The following is an 18995-nucleotide window of genomic DNA, read 5'->3' on the forward strand; positions in this document are numbered from 1 at the left end:
CGGCCCACGACGGGGCCACGAGGAGACGGAGGCGGGCATGGACGCGGTGGAACTCATGGACCGGCTGGCGGAGCGGGGCTGCAGCGTGGTCCTCAAGGCCGACGGCGAACGGCCGCCCGGCCGGCGCTGGATGGTGCTCGCCTCCGGCGGCACCCTGGGCGAGGACGGCTCCTTCCGCACCGACCGCCCCACCCCCGAGGAGTGCCTGAACGCCCTGCTCGAACACCTGGAGGGCCGGAACCTCTCCCCCTTCGTCTGACGACGACGCGCAGGACGCACGGACGGCCCGGACAACGACCGAGGGCCAGGCTGCCGGGAGAACCCCGGCGACCTGGCCCTCGTCGCACGTCTTGCGGCCTTGCTGGCGGAGCCCCCTGTCGGGTTCGAACCGACGACCCCCGCTTTACAAGGATTGGCGTGTGGGGCTGGCTTTGACCTGGGCCTTGCAACAGCGGCTCACAGGTCGCCACCATGCCGTGACCGCCCCCGAGTACCCGTCACGTACCGCGTGTTCTGGCACGGCTATGGCACGAGGCGCGCTCGGTTGAACACCAGGGCCGTCTAGGGGGTCTTCGCGTAGTCGGTGGTGTCCTTGACCCGCGCGTAGACATCTTCCCCTACCCAGTGACAATACAAAGAAGGTTTTCCGCTAATTGCCAAGCGGCGCGAGTGCTGCCCCTCTGCCGACCAAGCTGCCACCTCAGCTCGCGGCTTTCCTGATTTGCGCGTCAAGTCCGCAACGAATTCCAATGCCGGCTTCAGATCAGTATCCGTCGACATCATGATCCCAATATCATACTGACCTCTGGCCGCCATAACGGCGAAATCCAGGGTCAGCTGAACATCAATACCCTTCTCTCGCGGACGCTCGCCATTCTGGTGATTAGGGTAGTTCTGAGGGTACTTGAGCGGGCGCGTAACCAAGTGCACGAGAGGGCTAAGTTCCCAGCCTGCATGCTGGCGGCGAGCAGCAGCGTAGGCCCCCGGCTGCTTCGTCGAATCCGGCAGGCCGCGATATATACGAACCTGCGTCAGCTCGCGCTGAAACGGACTATCCTGCGCGATATGTTGCGCAAGAGCCACGGGATCAAACTGGCCACATGACCATGACTCCCACGACTGATGGAAGGTGCGACGCGCCCCCATATATGTGTTCTGGTAGTCGAAAAAAACAACCACCCGATCTGTCACTGCCCCTCCCAAGCGGGGTGATCAACCCCGAAAAAGATAATCCCCGCCAGTGCGGGACGAACCCGGACGGCGGGGAGGAGTGACTTCACTGTAGCCACCAACGAACAGGTCATGCACAGCGATGCAGTGTGATCCATGTCACATTCACCCGATCGGGCTACGCCATCGAGCTGCCTTGCAACAGCCTGACCTGCCCAAATAATGTGCGGCCTGCCGGCTAGAGCACAGTCGACTCAGCCATGTGACCTGCACCCCACCAGGCAAGCTTCGAGCTCAGCGGCCTAACGTGCTGTCTTTGCGGGATGACAGACCCTGGAAAGTTCGAGCCAATCCTCCAGACAACGGATCACCATTGGCATGGCGCAGACCAAGCGGGGCGGTTCCCTCCTCGATCGGGCAGCTTCGCCGCACCCGGGTTCTCCAGGGGCCGCCAAGGCTCACGTCCGTGACGCTTGCGCTTGGCCTTGGCGGCCCCTGGAGGTTCCGGGTACGCCCTTGGGTGTCCGGTCGAGGAGGGGGCCGTCCCGCGCCCCACACCGATCACCACGACGAAGGTGCGCCTTCGCTCCCGCCGGCTTCCCCCTCCGAGGAGGGCCGGGGTTTGGGGCAGAGCCCCATAGGCTTCACAGCGTGATCGCTACAGCCGCGCCCGGCGGGAGCCGGGCCGGAGCGGGGCGAAGACAGGAGCGTCGGCCCGGCGGTGAGCCGGGGCGCGCGGCGAGCGGTAGCGAGCCGCCTTGAACCCGTAGAGAAGGTTTTTACTCACTCACGCCCGGGCGTCAGCTCGCTCCGCGAGATCACGAAGCTCCGGCGTCGCCGATCGGCCTGCGACCAACAGCAGTTCGCGAATCGTGGCTCGTGCGGTGACGTGGGTGTGGATCAGGTCCGGTGACAGCTCCTCTGCCTGGAGCAAGGCGTTCAGGGCTTCACCGAGTTGCCGACGCTGCGTGTAGGCCCGGCCGAGGTCGAGAAGGAGCCGTGCCTGCCGCTCGGCCGAGAGCCCTGACGCGTCGATCCGCGTGCCGACGTCGAGCGCTTCGCCCGCGTCACCGAGGTCGACCGCGATCGAGACGGTCTGGATCTCGACGTTGGTTGGGCCGAACTCCAGATTGAAGTCGTTGCGGTCCTGGCCCAGCCTGCGGGCGATCTTCCTTGCGCGGTCGAGTTCTTGGCGGGCCCGCGGCCGGTCGCCGGAGCGCGCGTTGGACAGTGCCAGCACCAGATGCAGCGAGCCCGTGACCGACAGGGCTTCGGGACTCGGGTCGCCCTCCCGGAGGTGCTGCTCCAGCGCGTGAAGCGCGGTCGTCGCCGAGTGGTCCGCCTGGTCGTAGTGCTTCAACCGCACGAATGCCTGCGCGAGCCGGAAGACGCCAGCGAACACCTCCAAGGGCTGACCGGACTCTTCGGCGGCACGGATCGAACGGTCCGCGGCGATCCAGGCGGCATCGCCCTCGTCCTGGCGCACGAAGGCCGCGGACAACGCCTGGTAGGTCCGGCTGAGCTGGCCCCACAACTGGGGACGCTGATTGGTGGGCGCCGTCCGGGCAGCACGCTCGATCCTCGGCAGCAGCGAACCGAGAGCCTTGCTCAACTCGGCGAACTGGTTGCTGTGGGTCATCTCCCACACCCGGTCGACCGCGGCTTGCAGCTCTGCGACGGTCACAGGCGCCTCGGTGGGGTGCGCCGCCAGCAGCACCTCGGGCACAGGGTGACCCGAGATCAGCAGGCGGGCCTGGTCCAGGTCGTTCGACTCCTCCGTCGGCGGAACGGACACAGCGGCGACAGGCGCCGGCGCGTCCGGCCGGAGGACTTGGAGCGACACACCCAGGCCGTCAGCGAGCATGCGGAGGACGTCGAGCCGGTTCACCGGCTGAATGCCGCGCTCGACCTGCGAGAGCCAACTCGCCGTCCTGCCGATCTCGGCAGCGAGCTGCTTCTGCGTCAACCCGCGGGCCTCGCGCAGCTCGGCCACCCGCACCCCGAAGGCGCGTCGCTCCTCGGGCGTCATGCCGCCACCGGCCCCTTCCCTGCCGTGGCGGACAGGAACGTCACGTCTACGCCGGACAGGTACTGCTCGCGCTGGGCGAGGAAGTGCTTGGTGTGGGGCTGCTGCTCGTGCTGGTCGAAGGCGTCGCGGTCCGCGTAAAGCTCGTAGAACACGCGGACGTTCGGCTCATCCGGAACCGTGTGGACGACGTAGGCGAGCGTCCCGGGCTCCAGAGCCTTGATGCCCGCGAGCGTCTGCTCGACCAGGTCGTCGAAGGCCGCCGCGGCTTCGTTGTCACGAAGCTCGAAGCGGACCACCAGACCGAATCCGTTGATCATGCTCTCCCCTTCATCTGCAGGTACTTCCCAGCTCACGGTCAGCCTTGTGCCGCGCAGCACAAGGCTCGCAGAAGTTCTGCTGCACAGCTACTCGCAGAACTTCTTGACTCGCAGAAAAACTGCGCCTACCTTCATAGAGAAGCTGCTACTCGACGCACGGGCGTCGGAGCTGACTCAAGGAGTAGGCCCATGGCCACCTTCAAGATCGACCTCTCGACCGCGTTCGTGTTCGTGGTCATCCCGCCGTCGCCCAAGCTGGTGAGCAAGCAGACCGGCGAGGTGGCGGTCGACCGGGAGACCGGTGCGCGGCTGCTGACGGTGGGACTGACCATCGCTGACGAGGGCGAGGCGAACCTCTACACCGTGACCGTGCCGGAGACCGGCGTCTCCGACGGTCTGGCGGTCGGCATGCCGGTGGCGGTGACCGGACTCAAGGCCCGCGACTGGGAGAACGAGTTCAACGGCCAGAAGCGGCACGGGATCTCGTTCCGCGCGATGGCGATCACGTCCCTCGCTCCGGCTCCCGCGAAGGCGTGAGCGCCGTGTCCGAGCTGCTGACGCTGGCCGAGGTGGGTGGCCCGCTGGCCGCTGTCACCGGCGGTGCGGCGTACGCACGGGTCAAGGCTCCGGCCCTCTACTGGTCGGCGATCGGTCTGCCGATCACCGCGGTCCGGTTCTCGGCCACCTACGGCAGCACGATGGACGCCTGCGGCCTGACGGTCGAGCCGTCCCGGCTCCGGGTGCTGATCACCCGGGCGACCACCCGGCGGGAGATCCGCCCCGTTCCGCCGAGGATCCAGCGGGTTCAGCCGACGTCAACGGGCCTGCGGGTCCGCCTGCGGCTGGCCCCCGGGCAGGAACCGGCGGACGTGGTGGCTTCGGCGGAGCGTCTGCGGCACGCCTGGGGCGTCCACGCCGTGCACGTCTCGGTGGTGAAGCCCGGCGTGGTCGAACTGCGGATGACCGGTTTCGACGTGCTCCGCAAGGTGCGGATGCCGCGTCGCCTGCCGTCCGGTGAGCTGCTGGTCCCGGTGGCCCTGCGGGAGGACGGGACGGCCTTCGTCCGGAACTACCGCGCGGTGCCGCACTGCCTGACCCTGGGTGCGACGCTGACCGGCAAGTCGGTGTACCAGCGCAACCTGATCACCGAGCTCGCCCGGCTGAACGTGGCGCTCGTCGGGATCGACTGCAAGTTCGGTGTCGAGCTGGCTCCGTTCGCGCCCCGCCTGTCGGCTCTGGCCACGGACCACGGGCAGGCCGGTGCCCTGCTGGACAAGCTCGTTGCCGAGATGGAGGCGCGGTACGACCTGATCCGCAGCCATCAGGGGATTCCCGGTTCGGTGGCGGACGAGGAGATCACGTCGGACATCTGGGGTCTGCCCGCGCAGCTCCGGCCCGTCCCGCTGGTGCTCGTCGTGGACGAGATCGCCGAACTGTTCTTCGTCGCCACCCGCAAGGACGAGGAACGGCGGGATCACTCGGTCACCCAGTTGATCCGGCTCGCCCAACTCGGCCGTGCGGCCGGGGTGTTCTTGGAAGCCTGCGGGCAGCGTTTCGGGTCCGAGCTGGGCAAGGGCGCCACCATGCTGCGGGCTCAGCTCACCGGCCGCGTGGTGCACCGGGTCAATGACAAGGCCACGGCCGACATGGGACTCGGCGACGTCTCGCCCGAGGCCGCGCTCGCCGCTACGCAGATCGCTCCTGAGATGCCCGGTGTCGCGGTGGCCGGTGACTCCTCCGGCGGCTGGTCCCGCATCCGCACCCCGTACCTGTCCCTCGGGGACGCCGCCCGGGTCTGCCGGAAGACCGCCCACCTCACGCCCGACCTGCCCGCCCTGGCCGCGTTCCGCCCCTACGTCCCGCCGGTGAACATCCCGGCTGACGGCCCGTCGCTGGTCAAGCCCCGCCCCGTCACGGACTGACCTCCACAGCCACGGTCGGCGCGACCGCATCCGCGCCACGTCCCTACCCCGCCATGCCCGAATCCCGGAAGGAGGACCTGCCGATGCGACTGCCCCGCGTGGATGCCGTACTCGTCCAGGCCGCCATCGCTGGTGCCCTGTCCTTCGCCCACCTTCACGACCTCGCTCAGGCCGCCGGACAGCACGGCTGGAAGGCGTGGGCCTACCCCGTCTCGGTGGACCTGCTCCTGGTCGCCGCCTGGCACCGCATGCGCGTCCTGCGGGCCACCAACTCCCCGGCTCCGGCCGCCTGGACGTGGTTCGCCATCGCCCTGACCGCCTCGCTCGGCGCCAACGTCGCCACCGCCGGACTGCTCGACCTGGCCCACGTCCCGGCCTGGCTCCGCATCCTCGTCGCCGGTTGGCCCGCCCTCGCGTTCTTCGGCGGCACCCTCCTCGCTCACGGCGCCACCGGCACCGCGCGGCCGGCCGATTCCGAGGTGGAGGAGGAACTCCCGCTCTACGAACCCGAGATCGCGCCTCCGCCCACCGCGGTGCCCGACTCGGAGCCGGAACCGGTCGAAGCACCGGAAGCGGTGCCCGCACTCCCCGCTGCCCCGCCGCCGCCCCAAGCCGTGCCCGTTCCGGCCGCCTTGGTCGAGCACGCCCGCAAGGTCGCCGACGACCACCGCGCCCGCACCGGTACGCCGATCGACCCGGACACCCTCCGCGTCCGCCTCGGTGTCCCGCCGCACTTCGCCGACGCCATCGCCGCCCAACTCGCCTGACAAGAAGGGAGATCAACCGTGCCCCGTCCGATCCGCCTGCGCAACACGATCCGCATCGGCCCCGTCCAGGTCGCCACCTACTACGACGGTCGCGGCCGCGAGAAGCACACCGCGGTCTGCACCGCCCCGCGCTGCGGCTTCTCCGCCGACTACGACTCCCGCGCCGCCGCCGAGATCGCCGCCCGCACCCACCGCTGCACCGTCCGCTGACAGGAGACCTGCCATGAACGTCACCCTGCCCCTGGTCGTCGTCCTCGGCGCCGGTGCGTGGACCGCCGTCAAGTTCCTCGGCATCCGCCTGTGGGTCGCCGCCCTCATCGCCCTCTTCGGCTTCTACCTCGCCGGGACCTTCCTCGCCCCGGTGATCGACGAGACCACCCGCTCCGGCGTCAACGCCGTCACCCAGAAGTGAAGGGCGGTCCGCCGTGCCCACCACCGTCTTCACGCCGGGCCCGCTGGTCCTCACTCCGGACGCCTCCGGCCTGATCGCGGAGATCGAGGCGTACCTCGCCACCTTCCCCGCCCCGGCCCGGGTCCTCGTCCCGTACGTCTGCCCGCTCGGCAGCACCGTGCAGCCCTGGAACTTCGGCTTCCCGCTGCTCCGTCCGACGCTCCTCGACCGGATCACCCACCGCCAGGCCCGGCCGACCCCGGTCTCCGTGGCCGATCACCTGCGGCTGGCCTCCCGCTACCTCCACGCCTTCGGCTGGGTGCAGGGCGCCCTGTGGGACTCCACCGGCCGTGTCTGCCTCCTCGGCGCCCAGGCCGCCGTCCTCGCCCACGGCTACGGCACCCCGGACACCGTCCGCCGGGCCCGCAACCAGGTGATGGAAGTCCTGCACACCACCGGACGGCCCGTCGCCTCCCCGGACGTCTTCAACGACGCCCCGGGCACCCGGCAGGCCGACGTGCACCACCTGCTCGACCGGGCCTCCGCCCGCGCTCTCTCCCTCGGCATCTGACCGGTCTCCGGGGTGGTTGCAAGCCTCCAAGCCATCCCACCGCCCCGGAGACCTCGACCCGCTCCGGAAGGACCGCCATGGAACTCGCCCCGCTCCTCGCCGCCGGTGTGCCCCTGCTCGGCTGGACCACCCACAGCACCGTCCTGGCCCGCCGCCTGGCCACCGCCCGCCGCGACCCGCTCACCGGGCTCCTGACCCGCGACGGCTTCACCACCCGCGCCGAACGGCTCATCCGCCGCCACCCCGAGCGCACCACCGTCCTGCTGATCGACCTGGACGACTTCAAGGCCGTCAACGACACCTACGGCCACGCAGCCGGAGACGCCGTACTCGCCACCACCGCCCGCCGCCTGGCCACCTGGTGCGGCCCCGACGGCATCGCCGCCCGACTCGGCGGAGACGAGTTCGCCGCCGTCGTCCTGGACGCCGAACACCGCGTTCCCGACCTCCGCGACCTGCTCCACCACCCCGTGCCCTACGGCACCCAACTGCTGAACGTCGGCGCCTCCGTCGGCACCTCGCACCCGGCCACCCTGCTGCTCACCGAGGCCCTGTCGGCGGCCGACCGCCAGATGTACGCCGCCAAGCCCGGCGCCCGCACCGCGCGCCGCCGCTGACACAAGACCGGTGCCCGGCACGGCAGCAAGCCTCCAAGCATCCCGCCGCGCCGGGCACCTCAACCCTCCCCGAACCGAAGTCCGCGAAGGAGAGCACCATCATGCCCCAGCACACCCGTCCGGCACGCCTGATCTGCCCGAACTGCGACGGCTTCGCCAGTGCCGCCATCGCCACCGGCATGCGCCTGACCGACGGCTCCCGCGCCACCGTCCCGGTGAACTGCCCGGCCTGCCACGGCACCGGCACCACCGCGGCCCCCGCCCGGCGCACCCTCACCACCGCCCGGCGCTGACCGCCGTGGGCGCCCAGTTCGACTGGTCCGACAAGCGGCACTGGTCCCCGCGCGCCGAGCCCTGCGGCATCTGCGACAAGCCGACCAACCTCCGCTCCGACCGCGGCAAGCCCGCCCACAAGGTCTGCGCGGAGACCTGGACCGACCAGCACGCGAAGCCCACCGACAAGCCCTGACCGCACGGCCCGGAGCCGACTCCCCCGGCTCCGGGCCCCGTTGCACCGGAGGTGATCCACCTGCCCGCCCTCACGCCCCCGCCGATCGCCGACCTGACCGCCTTAGCCTCTTTCGGCACCATGCCCGCCCTGATGCGGCAGCTCGCCGGGCTCGGTGGCTGCGGACGGCCCATCCGCCTTGACGGCCACCGCACCGAGGTCCACAGCGGCACCGGCGAGATCCTGCACCACCTCGACTCGACCACCCTCGCCGCTGGCAACCTGCTCGTGCGCTGCAACAACCGCCGCACCACCCGCTGCCCCGCCTGCGCGGAGACCTATCGGCGCGACACCTACCACCTGATCACCGCCGGGCTCACTGGTGGCAAGGGCACCACGGCCGCGGTCACCGCGCACCCGCGCGTCTTCGCCACCTTCACCGCCCCGGGCTTCGGCGCCGTCCACAACCGGCCCTCCACCGGCCGGTGCCGCTGCGGCGTCCAGCACCCGGACGGTGCAGCCGAGTTGGGTACGCCGATCAACCCGGACACCTACGACTACCGGACGGCTGTCCTCTGGAACGCGCACGCCGGGAAGCTCTGGGCCCGTTTCTCGATCTACCTGCGCCGCGAAGTCGCCAAGCGCGCTGGCCTGTCGCAGCGGGAGTTCCGCGAGCACGCCCGGATCTCCTTCGCCAAGGTCGCCGAGTACCAGAAGCGCGGCGCCGTCCACTTCCACGCCGTGATCCGGCTCGACGGCCCCGAGGGCGGCAGCACCCCGCCCCCGGCCTGGGCCACCCCGGACCTCCTGGCGGACGCCATCCGGGCCGCCGCCAGGGCCGCCGAGATCCCCGGCCCCGTCCTCGACGGCACGGCCCACACCTTCGCCTTCGGCAAGCAGCTCGACATCCGCACCATCAAGTCCGCCGACTTCGCCGCCGGTTCCGCGCTCACCGAACGCGCCGTCGCCGCCTACATCGCGAAGTACGCCACCAAGGGCGCCGAGAGCGCCACCGGCACCCTCGACCGGCCCGTGAAGTTCCTCGCCGAACTCGCGGGCCTGGACATCTCCGAGCACGCCCGCCGCCTGATCCGCACCTGCTGGACGCTCGGCGCCCGGCCCGAGCTGGAAGACCTCCGCCTCCGGGCCTGGGCCCACATGCTCGGCTTCCGCGGCCACTTCTCCACCAAGACCCGCCGTTACTCGACCACCCTCGGCGCCCTCCGCGACGCCCGCGCCGCCTGGCGCCGTGCCCAGGCCACCGGCACCGAACTGCCCGCGCTCACGGGTACCGCGGCTCCGGCCGACGAGCCGACCGTCCTCGTCCTCGCCCACTGGACCTTCGCCGGTGTCGGACTCGCCCCCGGCGAACGCTGGCTCGCCGACGCACTGACCCCCGCCCCCGGAACGGAAGGAGAACCCACTCATGGCTGAACAGCTCCTCACGGTCGAGAAGGTCGCCCGGCTCCTCGGGACCTGGGAGACCAGCGGCGAGCGGTTCCCCCGCCGCCTCATCGCCGAACGCCGCATCGCGTTCGTCAAGGTCGGCCGTCACGTCCGAATCCCCGAGTCCGCCGTCACCGCCTACATCGCCGCGCGCACCGTCCAGCCGATCACCGCGCGCCGCACCGGCCAGAGGCGGGCTGCCTGATGGCCAACAACAAGAACAACCGCCGCCGCTTCGGCTCGGTCCGCCGACTGCCCTCCGGCCGCTGGCAGATCCGCTACCCGGACCCGGTCACCGGCCAGCTCCGCCCCGGCGAGAAGACCTACGACACCAAGACCGACGCCGAGGTCGCGCTGTCCGTGCTCGAAGCGGCCATCGTGGAGGACCGCTGGACCGACCCGGACGCCGGGAAGGTCAAGTTCGGCGAGTTCGCGGACAAGTGGCTCAAGGAGCGCAAGCTCGAAGCGACCACCCGCGAACGCTACGAGGGCGTGCTCCGCCTGCACATCAAGCCTGTCCTCGGCGGCCGGTTCGTCTCGGAGATCACCCCGGCCCGCGTCCGGTCCTGGCGAACGGGCCTGCTGGAGAGCGGAGTCGGCGAGCCGACCGTGGTCAAGGCGTACCAGATGCTCCGCGCCATCATGACCACCGCGGTGGACGACGAGATGATCAAGCGGAACCCGTGCCGGATCAAGGGCGCCGACACCTACGACGTGCCGGAGCGGCCCACCCTCTCCGTCCCCGAGGTGTACGCGGTCGCCGACGCGATCCAGCCGCAGTGGCGCGCCCTGGTCCTGCTGACCGCGTTCACCACGCTGCGGCTCGGCGAGCTAGCCGCCCTCCGCCGACGGCACGTGGACCTGGACGAGCGGCTCCTCTGGGTCCGGCGCAACCAGGCCGAGCTGAGCGACGGCACCCTGATCGACAAGGCGCCCAAGAGCAAGGCCGGGTACCGCCCGGTGGCCTTCCCCGCGGACATCGTCCCCGTCCTCGCGCACCACCTCGACCAGCACGCCGCCAAGGGCCCGGACGGGCACTTCTTCGTCGGCCCCCGCGGTGGACGACTCCGCCGCAGCAACTTCCGCGACGACTGGATCGCCGCCAAGTCCGCGGCCGGTGTCTCCCCGGAGACGCACTTCCACGACCTCCGGCACACCGGCAACAACCTCGCCGCCCGGAGCGGCGCGAGCACCCGCGAGCTGATGACGCGCATGGGCCACAGCACCACCCGGGCCGCGCTGATCTACCAGCACATGAACAGCGGGCGGGACCGGGAGATCGCCGACCGTATGGGCGAGGCAGTCCGTCGGGCACTACTCGATCAACCACCACAAGGAGACTCGGGGGCCTCCAAGTAGCAGGACTGCTTACATGTGCCTCAACCAGTAGCCCGTCGGCCAGCTCCGTTCGTGCCACCCAGCGCGCACAGGGCTGGCCTCCCGGCGTCGCAGGGGAGGTGACTTCTAGATTCATGCCTCGACATGTCAGCGACATGATCTAGGGTCTGGCCATGACGACTTCTCTCGGCCCGATGGCTCCCGGCGACATCCGCACGCGGGCTCAGATCCGACAGGAATTCGGAGGAAGCCCGCAAGGCGGAATCTGTCCATCGGACGAAAAGAAGAGTGTCAACCTCTATTCCGACCCGAGCATTGGGGAGCACGTCGGATACTACGACGGATGGCTAGCCGAGGAAGACGAACTAGGCCCGGTATTTGAATACACCGGGGCTGGCCTGACTGGTGACCAGACATTTGATGGACCATTCGGAATGGGAAATCGTTCAATCCTCCGCCATGCCGAGCAAGGCCGCAAGCTGCGGGTATTCATTCGCGCAGGCACCATCAAGGGAACCGCAACAGCAACGCACCGGTATGTCGGCACTTTCAATCTAGACCAGCGCCTCCCTTACGTGTGGCGAAAAGTGCGTGGAGAAAATGGCGAGGTGCGAAGCGTAATCGTATTTCGCCTTCGCCCCGATGGTGCATTCAAAAGTTCTGCAGCGGATACCATCCCCGCAGCCAAAAAAACCACGGTTGAATTCGTTCAGTTTCAGCCGATCACGGCATCGATGCTGAACTCGGGGCCTGCAACCCAAGGGGCACTATCCCTGCCGTCGCAGCGACAGGGAGCAAAGAGTTCCGCTAGGAAAAGAACCACGAACGCATCCACCGAAGGCGTCTTCGTAGTCTCCGAGGCTTTCAACACGGAGATGAGCCTCAGGGCTGCCACTGCAGCAAGCATCGCCGTCCGTCGCGAGGCCGCACTGACAAAGTCATACAGGGCTCACTTGGAGGCAGCTGGACACACGGTTGGTGCATTTCAGATTAGGGTTGAGGGCCTGAGTTCGACCCTGCGCACCGACCTCTACGATGCCACCTCTCACGTCCTCTACGAGGCGAAGGGCTCAAGCTCACGCGAGGACGTGCGCATGGCTATCGGACAGTTGCTCGACTATAGCCGCTACGTGAAGACAGACGCCCATCCGCACGAGCCTCGCCAAGCGATACTGCTACCCGCAGCTCCAGACCCGGACATCCGCGTCCTGCTTGAGCGCCACCAGATCGGCCTGGTACACCAGCTGAGCGATGGTCAATTCACCGGCCCGGACTTCACGGCCCCGAGCTAGTCCGCAGCGGGCGCTGCTCCAACCGCCAAGCACCGCTAGCGATTGGAGCAGCATCCGGAGCTTTTTAAAAGCTCCATTTCTTTACCGCAAATCCCAACGGTGTGGCGCCGGAGTAGGGAACCAGGTCCAGAGGGTGCATCCACGCATCAGAGAAGTGAATGTTTAGATGGAGGGCCATGGGTAACAAGATGTCTTGGCCCGGCACTGCGTCTACCTGCATGAGCGATGAGCCCGGCAATGGCGACCTGTTAAGGTTTCCATTCTCGGGGTCTGTCCACTGCAAATGACCTTTTCCGAGAACCCATACGCTATCCGGCCACTCGATCGGGTCTCGTCCCCCACACCAATCCATCAGATGATTGCCAATTGTCTCAAGGTTGAGACTGTCAAAAGCAACGATCATCCCAGATGTCGGAAAAAAATTAAAATTCTTACCGTATGCCGATGTGGAACGAGGGATGAGCCCCGGGACCGGCCGGTAAGCAACTTTACCAAGCCTACGAACCTTGGCAATCTTTTCGCAGGCATCCACCAACTGTGCCTTGTCGAGCTTTGTCTTTACCTCAACTACGCCGTAGACACACTCGTTGGGGATGATTCTGTAGCCATTGAGCGTAGTAAATGGTGGTGTCCCTCGGTCAATAAGCACAATGTCGCACTGGGGTGAAACCTGACCACCAGAGGCAACAATTTCAGCACTGTGGACGGCCTCAACATGCGACGGCAGGTAGCCTGAGAAGAACTCGCGTATCAACGCCTCACGTGATGCGCCGGCCTCACCATTGTGGTTGAAGTTCCGGGACTGCTCAAAGTCGGCATGCATCTTCTTGGCCACGGAGCCGAGGATCATGCCGAGCTTCTCTTGGGTCATACCCGGATCCTAGGCTCCACCATGTGGCCGCGGCCGGTCACCGCCACTTCTCGCCAACGTCTTCTGGCACGAACGTGGCACACCCGCAGTGAGGCTATAGCAACAACGAAGGGCCAACTCGTCCGGATCACCCCGGTGAGCTGGCCCTTCTGCAGTGTCTGGCGCTGAGCCCCCTGTCGGGTTCGAACCGACGACCCCCGCTTTACAAGAGCGGTGCTCTGGCCAGCTGAGCTAAGGAGGCGTGGTGACCGTCCGCGGGATCCACGGCGGTACCAGTGGGCAGTGTACCGGGCGGGGCGCGCAGCCGTGGGGGTTGTGGGCCGCGAGCGGATCGATGGGGAACTCGGAGGCGCGGGAGGTCACGGGTCCGCTCCCCGCCCGGGGCTCCGCGGTCGGGGGAGAACGGTCCGGCCCGGCCGACCCCGGAGTGGGGGTCGACCGGGCCGGAGCTGTTCGGGGCGCGGTCAGGCTCCGACGCCGAGGGCGTTCGCGGTGGTGACGTACGCGGCCGCGAGCGCGTCGTAGTAGGTGTTGTTGGGCAGGATGCGGGCGCTGGAGTCGGTGTAGGTGTAGGTGTAGGTGGCGGTGTCCAGCGCACCGCCCGGGGTGTGACCGACGGAGACCGCGGCGGCGAAGTCCACGGCCATGTCGGCGTTGCCGTTGAGGGGGCGCCGCCCGTCTGGCAGGTGTCGTCGGCCGCACTGGACGAGCCGCAGCGGATGTAGTTGTGGCGCTTCCAACGGCACCTACGACGGCGAGCACTTCCGGGTCACCGAGAACGGCATCCAGTGCTGGTTCGGCCTGAACCAGCTGCCCGGCCACCGCTCCGGCCGCACCGAGACGAAGTCGGTCTGCACGGAGCCGGTGTACGGCGCCCGCGCCGGCGACCCCTGCCACGGCGCGACCTTCGCCGCTTCCTCCTGCACCCAGGGCTGGCGCTGGAACCTCGACTTCGTCGTGGACACCCGTGACAACGCCGCCGCGTACTACTACGCCCCGGAGACCGGCTACTACGGCACGAACGCGCAGCGCACGGCCGTCGCGTACACCCGGGGCGGCACGCTGTCCCGGATCGACTACGGCATGACCGCCTCCACCGTCCACGCGCAGACCGCGCCCGCCCAGGTGGTCTTCGACACCTCCGAGCGCTGCCTCCCCGGCGTCCCGGCCGGTGCGGTCTGCGACGACGCGCACTTCACCGCGGCCAACGCCGCCCGATGGCCGGACGTCCCGGTCGACCTGAAGTGCGACCAGGGCTCGTCGACCTGTGACACCCACACGCCGACCTCCTGGTCGCGCAAGCGGTTGACCACCATCACCACCCAGGTGCAGAACGCCGGCAGCACCCAGCAGGTCGACCGCTGGACCCTGGTCCACTCGTTCCCGGACGGTGGTGACCACGCGCCCACGCTCTGGCTGGACAGCGTCCAGCACACCGGCCCGGACACCACCGCGGGCGGCGGCCCGGCCCTGACCCTGCCCACCACCAGCTTCGACCCGCCGGCCCAACTGGCCAACCGGGTCGGCACGGTGAGCAACCAGCCGGCCATGTACCACAACCGGATCAAGAACGTCGTGACCGAGTCCGGCGCACAGACCACGGTCAGCTACAACCCGACCGAGTGCACGCCCGCCAACCTGCCCGCCGATCCGGCCGGGAACACCAAGGCGTGCTTCCCCGTGCTGTGGACGCCCCCGGGCTACAGCAGCACCCAGAAGGACTGGTTCCACGAGTACACCGTGGCGAGCGTGCGCACCGACGACCTGCACAACGCCAACCAGGACGGCACCTGCCCCTCCCCGCTCACCAGTTACCGCTACCTCGGCGGCGCGGCCTGGCACTACGACGACGGCAACGAGTTCGGCAAGGCCGAGTACACCTTGCCGGTCAAGGCGCTCCAGGCGTGGGGCTACGCGCCGTCGGGCATCGTCACCACGTACGTGACGCGCTACCAGCACGCCGACGGGCGCGTCACCGAGAGGACCTGGAACTACTTCAAGATCCTCGCCTACGTTCCGACCGTCTACCCCGGGCCCGAAGCACCGGCCCACGTCATCCAGGAGATGCCGCCGAAGTAACCGCTCCCACCGTCCACACCGAAGGAGGTGCGGTGACACCGCACAACCGCCGGCGTCGCCGGCACCACCGGATCGTGCTCGCCGCGCTGGCCCTGGCCGCGGTGTCCTGCTCCCCGGGAGCGGGGCACCCCGGTCGGGCGGCGGGCACGACCACCGTTTCGTCCGCGAAGCCGAGCGCGGGACTGCCGCGGACGGACGCCTCGACGGTCCGCCGGGAGGCGCTGGGCTGGGCCGCCCGGAACCACGCCGAACCACGCCGAACCGGGGCCGGGCGGGTTCGTCCCGGTCGGGTCGGATCCCGACTGGGATCCCGAACTGGTCTGGCAGTCCGCCGAGTCCGGTGACCTCTGCCTGGCCGAGGGCGACGGGCTCGGGGTGTCGTTCCTCTGCGAGAAGGCGGCCGACATCACGGCGATGCCGTCCCCGGGACTGAAGGGCGTCTTCGATGCCACTCTGGACGTGACGGCCCGGCGTTTCCGGGTGCTGATCCTCTCCACCGGGGAGGACCTGGTCTCCCTCGGCTGCACGGACGAGACGGTCCAGCCGCAGAAGGTCGTCGAGGTGGGTGTCGGCGGCAGCCGGTACGTGCTGTCGTGGGCGGCCATCGGCGCGGACCGCGGCGGCACCTACCGCGCCGCGGTCCACCGGAACGGCGCCGCCGCGTCGGAGAGCATCGTGCTCCACGCGATGGGCGAGGTGTCCTGCTGACGCGCTCGACCACCGCACGACCGGGCCGCCGTCTCCCCTCCGGGGGAGGCGGCGGTCCGTCGTTCCGGGCCGGTGCGGCGGGTGTGACCGGATCGATGCGAACTCGGGGGCGGTGGAGGGCTGACAAAACGATGAACTGCCAGGTAGCGTCGCGGGGAGCCGTACCCGACGGCCGTGGTCCAGACCGGTCGGGGGCGGTGGGAAACATCCACCTTTACTCGGATCGTCCGGCACGTTCCTGCCGGTGAAGGAGAGAAGCACCATGGCTTCCGTGACGTACGACAAGGCCACCCGTGTGTACCCGGGTGCCGACAAGCCCTCCGTCGACCAGCTCGACCTGGAGATCGCGGACGGCGAGTTCCTCGTCCTGGTCGGCCCCTCCGGCTGCGGCAAGTCGACCTCGCTGCGCATGCTGGCCGGTCTGGAGGACGTGAACGAGGGCGCCATCCGCATCGGCGACCGCGACGTCACCCACCTGCCGCCGAAGGACCGGGACATCGCGATGGTGTTCCAGAACTACGCGCTGTACCCGCACATGACCGTCGCCGAGAACATGGGCTTCGCCCTGAAGATCGCCGGCGTGAACAAGGCCGAGATCCGCACCAAGGTCGAAGAGGCCGCGAAGATCCTCGACCTGACCCAGTACCTGGACCGCAAGCCGAAGGCGCTCTCCGGCGGTCAGCGCCAGCGCGTCGCGATGGGCCGCGCGATCGTCCGCCAGCCGCAGGTCTTCCTCATGGACGAGCCGCTGTCGAACCTCGACGCCAAGCTCCGCGTCTCGACCCGCACCCAGATCGCCTCGCTGCAGCGCCGCCTGGGCATCACCACCGTCTACGTCACCCACGACCAGACCGAGGCCATGACCATGGGTGACCGCGTCGCGGTCCTCAAGGACGGTCTGCTGCAGCAGGTCGACGCCCCGCGCGCGATGTACGACCGCCCGGGCAACCTGTTCGTGGCCGGCTTCATCGGCTCCCCGGCGATGAACCTGATCGAGGTCCCGCTGGTCGACGGCGGCGTGAAGTTCGGCGGCTCGGTCATCAACATCGCCCGCGAGGACCTGGCCAAGGCCGGCAGCGCGAAGAGCGTCGTGGTCGGCATCCGCCCCGAGCACTTCCAGGTCGTCCCGGCCGGCGGCCTCGAGGGCGTCGCGGTCACCGTCAACGTGGTCGAGGAGCTCGGCGCCGACGGCTACGTGTACGGCACCACCCAGATCTCCGGCAAGGACAAGGAGATCGTGGTCCGCGTGCACAGCCGCGAGATCCCGCAGCGCGGCGAGACCATCCACGTCGTGCCGGTCGGCAACGAGCCGCACGTCTTCACCACCGAGGCCGAGGGCGGCGTGCGCCTGAGCCGCTGACCCCGGCTCCGGAGGGGCGCCGCACCTGACGGCGGCGCCCGTCCCACCGCTTCTTCCACGGAACCCCCTGCCCACGGCGGTCGGCAGGGGGTTCCGGCGTTCTCCGGGTGCGTTCCGTCAACCCGACGGGGGTACAAAACGGGACACCCGTCACCCGATGGGGTAACGTGACGCGCCCGCTCCGCCACGCAGCGCTACTCTCCTGTGCGTGAAACAGCTCGTGCGCCGCATCGCCCAGACCGTTGCCCTCACCCTGCCGGTGATCCTGGTGACCACCGGCACGCTCGCCGTGACCCGCGTCCCGTGGGCCCCGCCGACGGGGCTGGACCAGCAGGTGGTCGCGGCCTCCAGCGGCGACGGCACCATCGGCCGCACCTCCACCGTCCCCAGCACCGAGGGCATGGCCCCGCAGGACGCCCTCCGGGTGGACCTGATGGAGGAGTTGAAGAACCACAACCCGGGGACGGCGCTCGACCTGCTGGAGCGCACCATGCGCGAGAAGCCCTCGCTGACCCCGTACTGCAGCCAGCTGGCCGGCGAGCTCGGCCGCGCCGCGGTGAAGAAGTACCAGGGCGACGTGCAGCGCGCCCGCTCCTTCGCCCGCCCGGTCTGCGACGGCTCGTTCGCCGCCGGCGTGGTCAACTGAGCGCTCCCGGCCGACGGTTCCCTGCCCGACGTTTCCCCGGCTGAGCACTCCGCAGTCGGCCATCTCCGCTGAGCGTCCCACCGCTGAGCGTCCCACCGCCGGGCGGCCCGCCACCGTACCGCCAACCGGCGCGCCGGGCAGGGCCGTGGGCCCCGGCGAGGCGTGCGCCCGCGGGCCCGTCCCCGGGCGGACGGGCCCGCTATCGTGGCGCGCATGACAGCAGACACCACCGGCACCGCCCCGGGTGCCACTGCCCCCGCCGTCACCCAGGCGGTGATCCTGGCGGGCGGTCAGGGCTCGCGGCTGCGGCCGTACACCGACGACCGGCCCAAGCCGCTGGTGGAGATCCCCGGCACCGGCAAGCCGATCATCGGGCACCAGTTGGAGTGGCTGGCCGCCGAGGGCGTCACCGACGTGGTGGTCTCCTGCGGGCACCTGGCCGAGGTGCTGCAGGAGTGGCTGGAGCAGGCCGACCTGCCGCTCCGGACCAGGACCGTGGTGGAGGCCGAACCACTGGGCCGCGGCGGCGGGTTGAAGTACGCGTCGGCCGCCCTGCCGCGCCCCGCCGAGCCCTGGTACGCCACCAACGGCGACATCTGGACCAGGTTCAGCCTGCGCGAGATGGCCGCCTTCCACCACGAGCGGGCCGCGGTCGCGACCCTGGCGCTGGCCCGGCCGCGGATCCCGTGGGGTGCGGTGGAGACCGACCGGTTCGGCAACGTGCTGGACTTCATCGAGGCCCCGCCGTCCCCGTTCCTGATCAACGCGGGCCTGTACGTCTTCGCACCGGGCTTCCACGAGCTGCTGCCCGAGGTCGGCGACCACGAGCGCACCACCTTCCCGCAGCTCGCCCGCGACCGCCGCCTGGCCGGCTACCAACTGCCGCAGGGCTGCTACTGGCGGGCCATCGACACCGCCAAGGACCTCGCCGAGGCCGCCAAGGAGCTCGCCGCGACCCGGAAGTAGCCGGAAGCCGACCGGAACGGCCCCGAACGGCCCGAAGCGGCCCGGAGCGGCCGGAAG

24 protein-coding genes and 1 tRNA gene are annotated in these 18995 nt (G+C 69.4%); 19 read left to right on the forward strand and 6 right to left on the reverse strand.

Translation table 11 applies throughout. From position 1 onward, the window contains the following. The first annotated feature begins 37 nt into the window (after positions 1-37). The gene (locus QSK52_RS11285; RefSeq protein WP_285735831.1) at positions 38-259 is read left to right on the forward strand and encodes a hypothetical protein; all 222 of its coding nucleotides are present in this window, start codon (positions 38-40) and stop codon (positions 257-259) included. Between the two features lie 302 nt (positions 260-561). Here the strand turns inward: QSK52_RS11285 and QSK52_RS11290 are convergent, their stop codons facing one another. The 3 genes from QSK52_RS11290 to QSK52_RS11300 form a co-directional block, all read right to left on the reverse strand. Further along, on the reverse strand, positions 562-1191 hold the full coding sequence (locus QSK52_RS11290; RefSeq protein WP_285735832.1) for an NYN domain-containing protein: 630 nt from the start codon (positions 1189-1191) through the stop codon (positions 562-564). A gap of 766 nt (positions 1192-1957) precedes the next feature. Further along, positions 1958-3199, reverse strand: a complete 1242-nt coding sequence (locus QSK52_RS11295) for a helix-turn-helix domain-containing protein (protein ID WP_285735833.1) — start codon at positions 3197-3199, stop codon at positions 1958-1960. After that, a complete protein-coding gene (locus QSK52_RS11300; RefSeq protein WP_285735834.1) occupies positions 3196-3516 on the reverse strand; it encodes a putative quinol monooxygenase in 321 nt (106 codons plus the stop codon). The genes QSK52_RS11295 and QSK52_RS11300 overlap by 4 nt, the downstream gene beginning before the upstream one ends. 189 nt (positions 3517-3705) lie before the next feature. On the opposite strand from QSK52_RS11300, the gene QSK52_RS11305 reads away from it, so the two are divergent. The 13 genes from QSK52_RS11305 (at position 3706) to QSK52_RS11365 (ending at position 12308) form a co-directional block, all read left to right on the forward strand. After that, complete coding sequence (locus QSK52_RS11305) at positions 3706-4053, forward strand: hypothetical protein (RefSeq protein WP_285735835.1); 348 nt, start codon at positions 3706-3708, stop codon at positions 4051-4053. A gap of 5 nt (positions 4054-4058) precedes the next feature. Then, positions 4059-5438: an FtsK/SpoIIIE domain-containing protein gene (locus QSK52_RS11310; protein ID WP_285735836.1), complete on the forward strand. Its 1380-nt coding sequence runs from the start codon at positions 4059-4061 to the stop codon at positions 5436-5438. 83 nt (positions 5439-5521) lie between these two features. Further along, positions 5522-6205, forward strand: a complete 684-nt coding sequence (locus QSK52_RS11315) for a DUF2637 domain-containing protein (RefSeq protein WP_285735837.1) — start codon at positions 5522-5524, stop codon at positions 6203-6205. An 18-nt stretch (positions 6206-6223) separates the two neighbouring features. Continuing rightward, complete coding sequence (locus QSK52_RS11320; RefSeq protein ID WP_285735838.1) at positions 6224-6415, forward strand: mobile element transfer protein; 192 nt, start codon at positions 6224-6226, stop codon at positions 6413-6415. A 13-nt stretch (positions 6416-6428) separates the two neighbouring features. After that, positions 6429-6617, forward strand: coding sequence for a hypothetical protein (locus QSK52_RS11325; RefSeq protein ID WP_285735839.1), 189 nt, complete (start codon positions 6429-6431; stop codon positions 6615-6617). A gap of 13 nt (positions 6618-6630) precedes the next feature. Then, positions 6631-7167, forward strand: coding sequence for a DUF6197 family protein (locus tag QSK52_RS11330; RefSeq protein ID WP_285735840.1), 537 nt, complete (start codon positions 6631-6633; stop codon positions 7165-7167). Between the two features lie 77 nt (positions 7168-7244). Continuing rightward, positions 7245-7784 (forward strand): GGDEF domain-containing protein, encoded by a 540-nt coding sequence (locus tag QSK52_RS11335; RefSeq protein WP_285735841.1) that lies wholly within the window; start codon positions 7245-7247, stop codon positions 7782-7784. Between the two features lie 101 nt (positions 7785-7885). Then, complete coding sequence (locus tag QSK52_RS11340; RefSeq protein ID WP_285735842.1) at positions 7886-8077, forward strand: hypothetical protein; 192 nt, start codon at positions 7886-7888, stop codon at positions 8075-8077. A gap of 5 nt (positions 8078-8082) precedes the next feature. Next, positions 8083-8253, forward strand: coding sequence for a hypothetical protein (locus QSK52_RS11345; protein WP_285735843.1), 171 nt, complete (start codon positions 8083-8085; stop codon positions 8251-8253). Between the two features lie 120 nt (positions 8254-8373). After that, positions 8374-9666, forward strand: coding sequence for a replication initiator (locus QSK52_RS11350; RefSeq protein ID WP_285736031.1), 1293 nt, complete (start codon positions 8374-8376; stop codon positions 9664-9666). Next, positions 9659-9883 carry an excisionase family DNA-binding protein gene (locus QSK52_RS11355; protein ID WP_285735844.1) on the forward strand — a complete coding sequence of 75 codons (225 nt, stop codon included), beginning with the start codon at positions 9659-9661 and terminating at the stop codon, positions 9881-9883. Before QSK52_RS11350 ends, QSK52_RS11355 begins: the two co-directional genes overlap by 8 nt. Continuing rightward, complete coding sequence (locus tag QSK52_RS11360) at positions 9883-11037, forward strand: tyrosine-type recombinase/integrase (protein WP_285735845.1); 1155 nt, start codon at positions 9883-9885, stop codon at positions 11035-11037. The genes QSK52_RS11355 and QSK52_RS11360 overlap by 1 nt, the downstream gene beginning before the upstream one ends. Positions 11038-11189: 152 nt before the next feature. Further along, a complete protein-coding gene (locus QSK52_RS11365) occupies positions 11190-12308 on the forward strand; it encodes a hypothetical protein (RefSeq protein WP_285735846.1) in 1119 nt (372 codons plus the stop codon). A 64-nt stretch (positions 12309-12372) separates the two neighbouring features. On the opposite strand, the gene QSK52_RS11370 is transcribed toward QSK52_RS11365, so the two are convergent. From QSK52_RS11370 to QSK52_RS11380, 3 genes are all read right to left on the reverse strand, one after another. Next, positions 12373-13179 (reverse strand): DUF6602 domain-containing protein, encoded by an 807-nt coding sequence (locus QSK52_RS11370; protein WP_285735847.1) that lies wholly within the window; start codon positions 13177-13179, stop codon positions 12373-12375. 167 nt (positions 13180-13346) lie between these two features. Then, positions 13347-13420: transfer RNA gene (locus QSK52_RS11375), tRNA-Thr, on the reverse strand. A gap of 223 nt (positions 13421-13643) precedes the next feature. Continuing rightward, entirely contained in the window at positions 13644-13826 is a 183-nt protein-coding gene (locus QSK52_RS11380; RefSeq protein WP_285735848.1) for a hypothetical protein, read from the reverse strand. A 7-nt stretch (positions 13827-13833) separates the two neighbouring features. On the opposite strand from QSK52_RS11380, the gene QSK52_RS11385 reads away from it, so the two are divergent. The 5 genes from QSK52_RS11385 (at position 13834) to QSK52_RS11405 (ending at position 18938) form a co-directional block, all read left to right on the forward strand. Beyond that, positions 13834-15258, forward strand: a complete 1425-nt coding sequence (locus QSK52_RS11385) for a hypothetical protein (RefSeq protein ID WP_285735849.1) — start codon at positions 13834-13836, stop codon at positions 15256-15258. Positions 15259-15672: 414 nt separating this feature from the next. Beyond that, positions 15673-15966, forward strand: a complete 294-nt coding sequence (locus QSK52_RS11390) for a hypothetical protein (protein ID WP_285735850.1) — start codon at positions 15673-15675, stop codon at positions 15964-15966. Positions 15967-16228: 262 nt separating this feature from the next. Next, entirely contained in the window at positions 16229-17326 is a 1098-nt protein-coding gene (locus tag QSK52_RS11395; RefSeq protein WP_285735851.1) for an ABC transporter ATP-binding protein, read from the forward strand. A 208-nt stretch (positions 17327-17534) separates the two neighbouring features. Next, a complete protein-coding gene (locus tag QSK52_RS11400; RefSeq protein ID WP_285735852.1) occupies positions 17535-17972 on the forward strand; it encodes a hypothetical protein in 438 nt (145 codons plus the stop codon). A gap of 213 nt (positions 17973-18185) precedes the next feature. Continuing rightward, entirely contained in the window at positions 18186-18938 is a 753-nt protein-coding gene (locus tag QSK52_RS11405; RefSeq protein WP_285735853.1) for a nucleotidyltransferase family protein, read from the forward strand. The last annotated feature ends 57 nt before the right edge of the window (positions 18939-18995 follow it).

It is taken from the genome of Kitasatospora phosalacinea, assembly GCF_030268885.1.
GTDB lineage: Bacteria > Actinomycetota > Actinomycetes > Streptomycetales > Streptomycetaceae > Kitasatospora > Kitasatospora phosalacinea_C.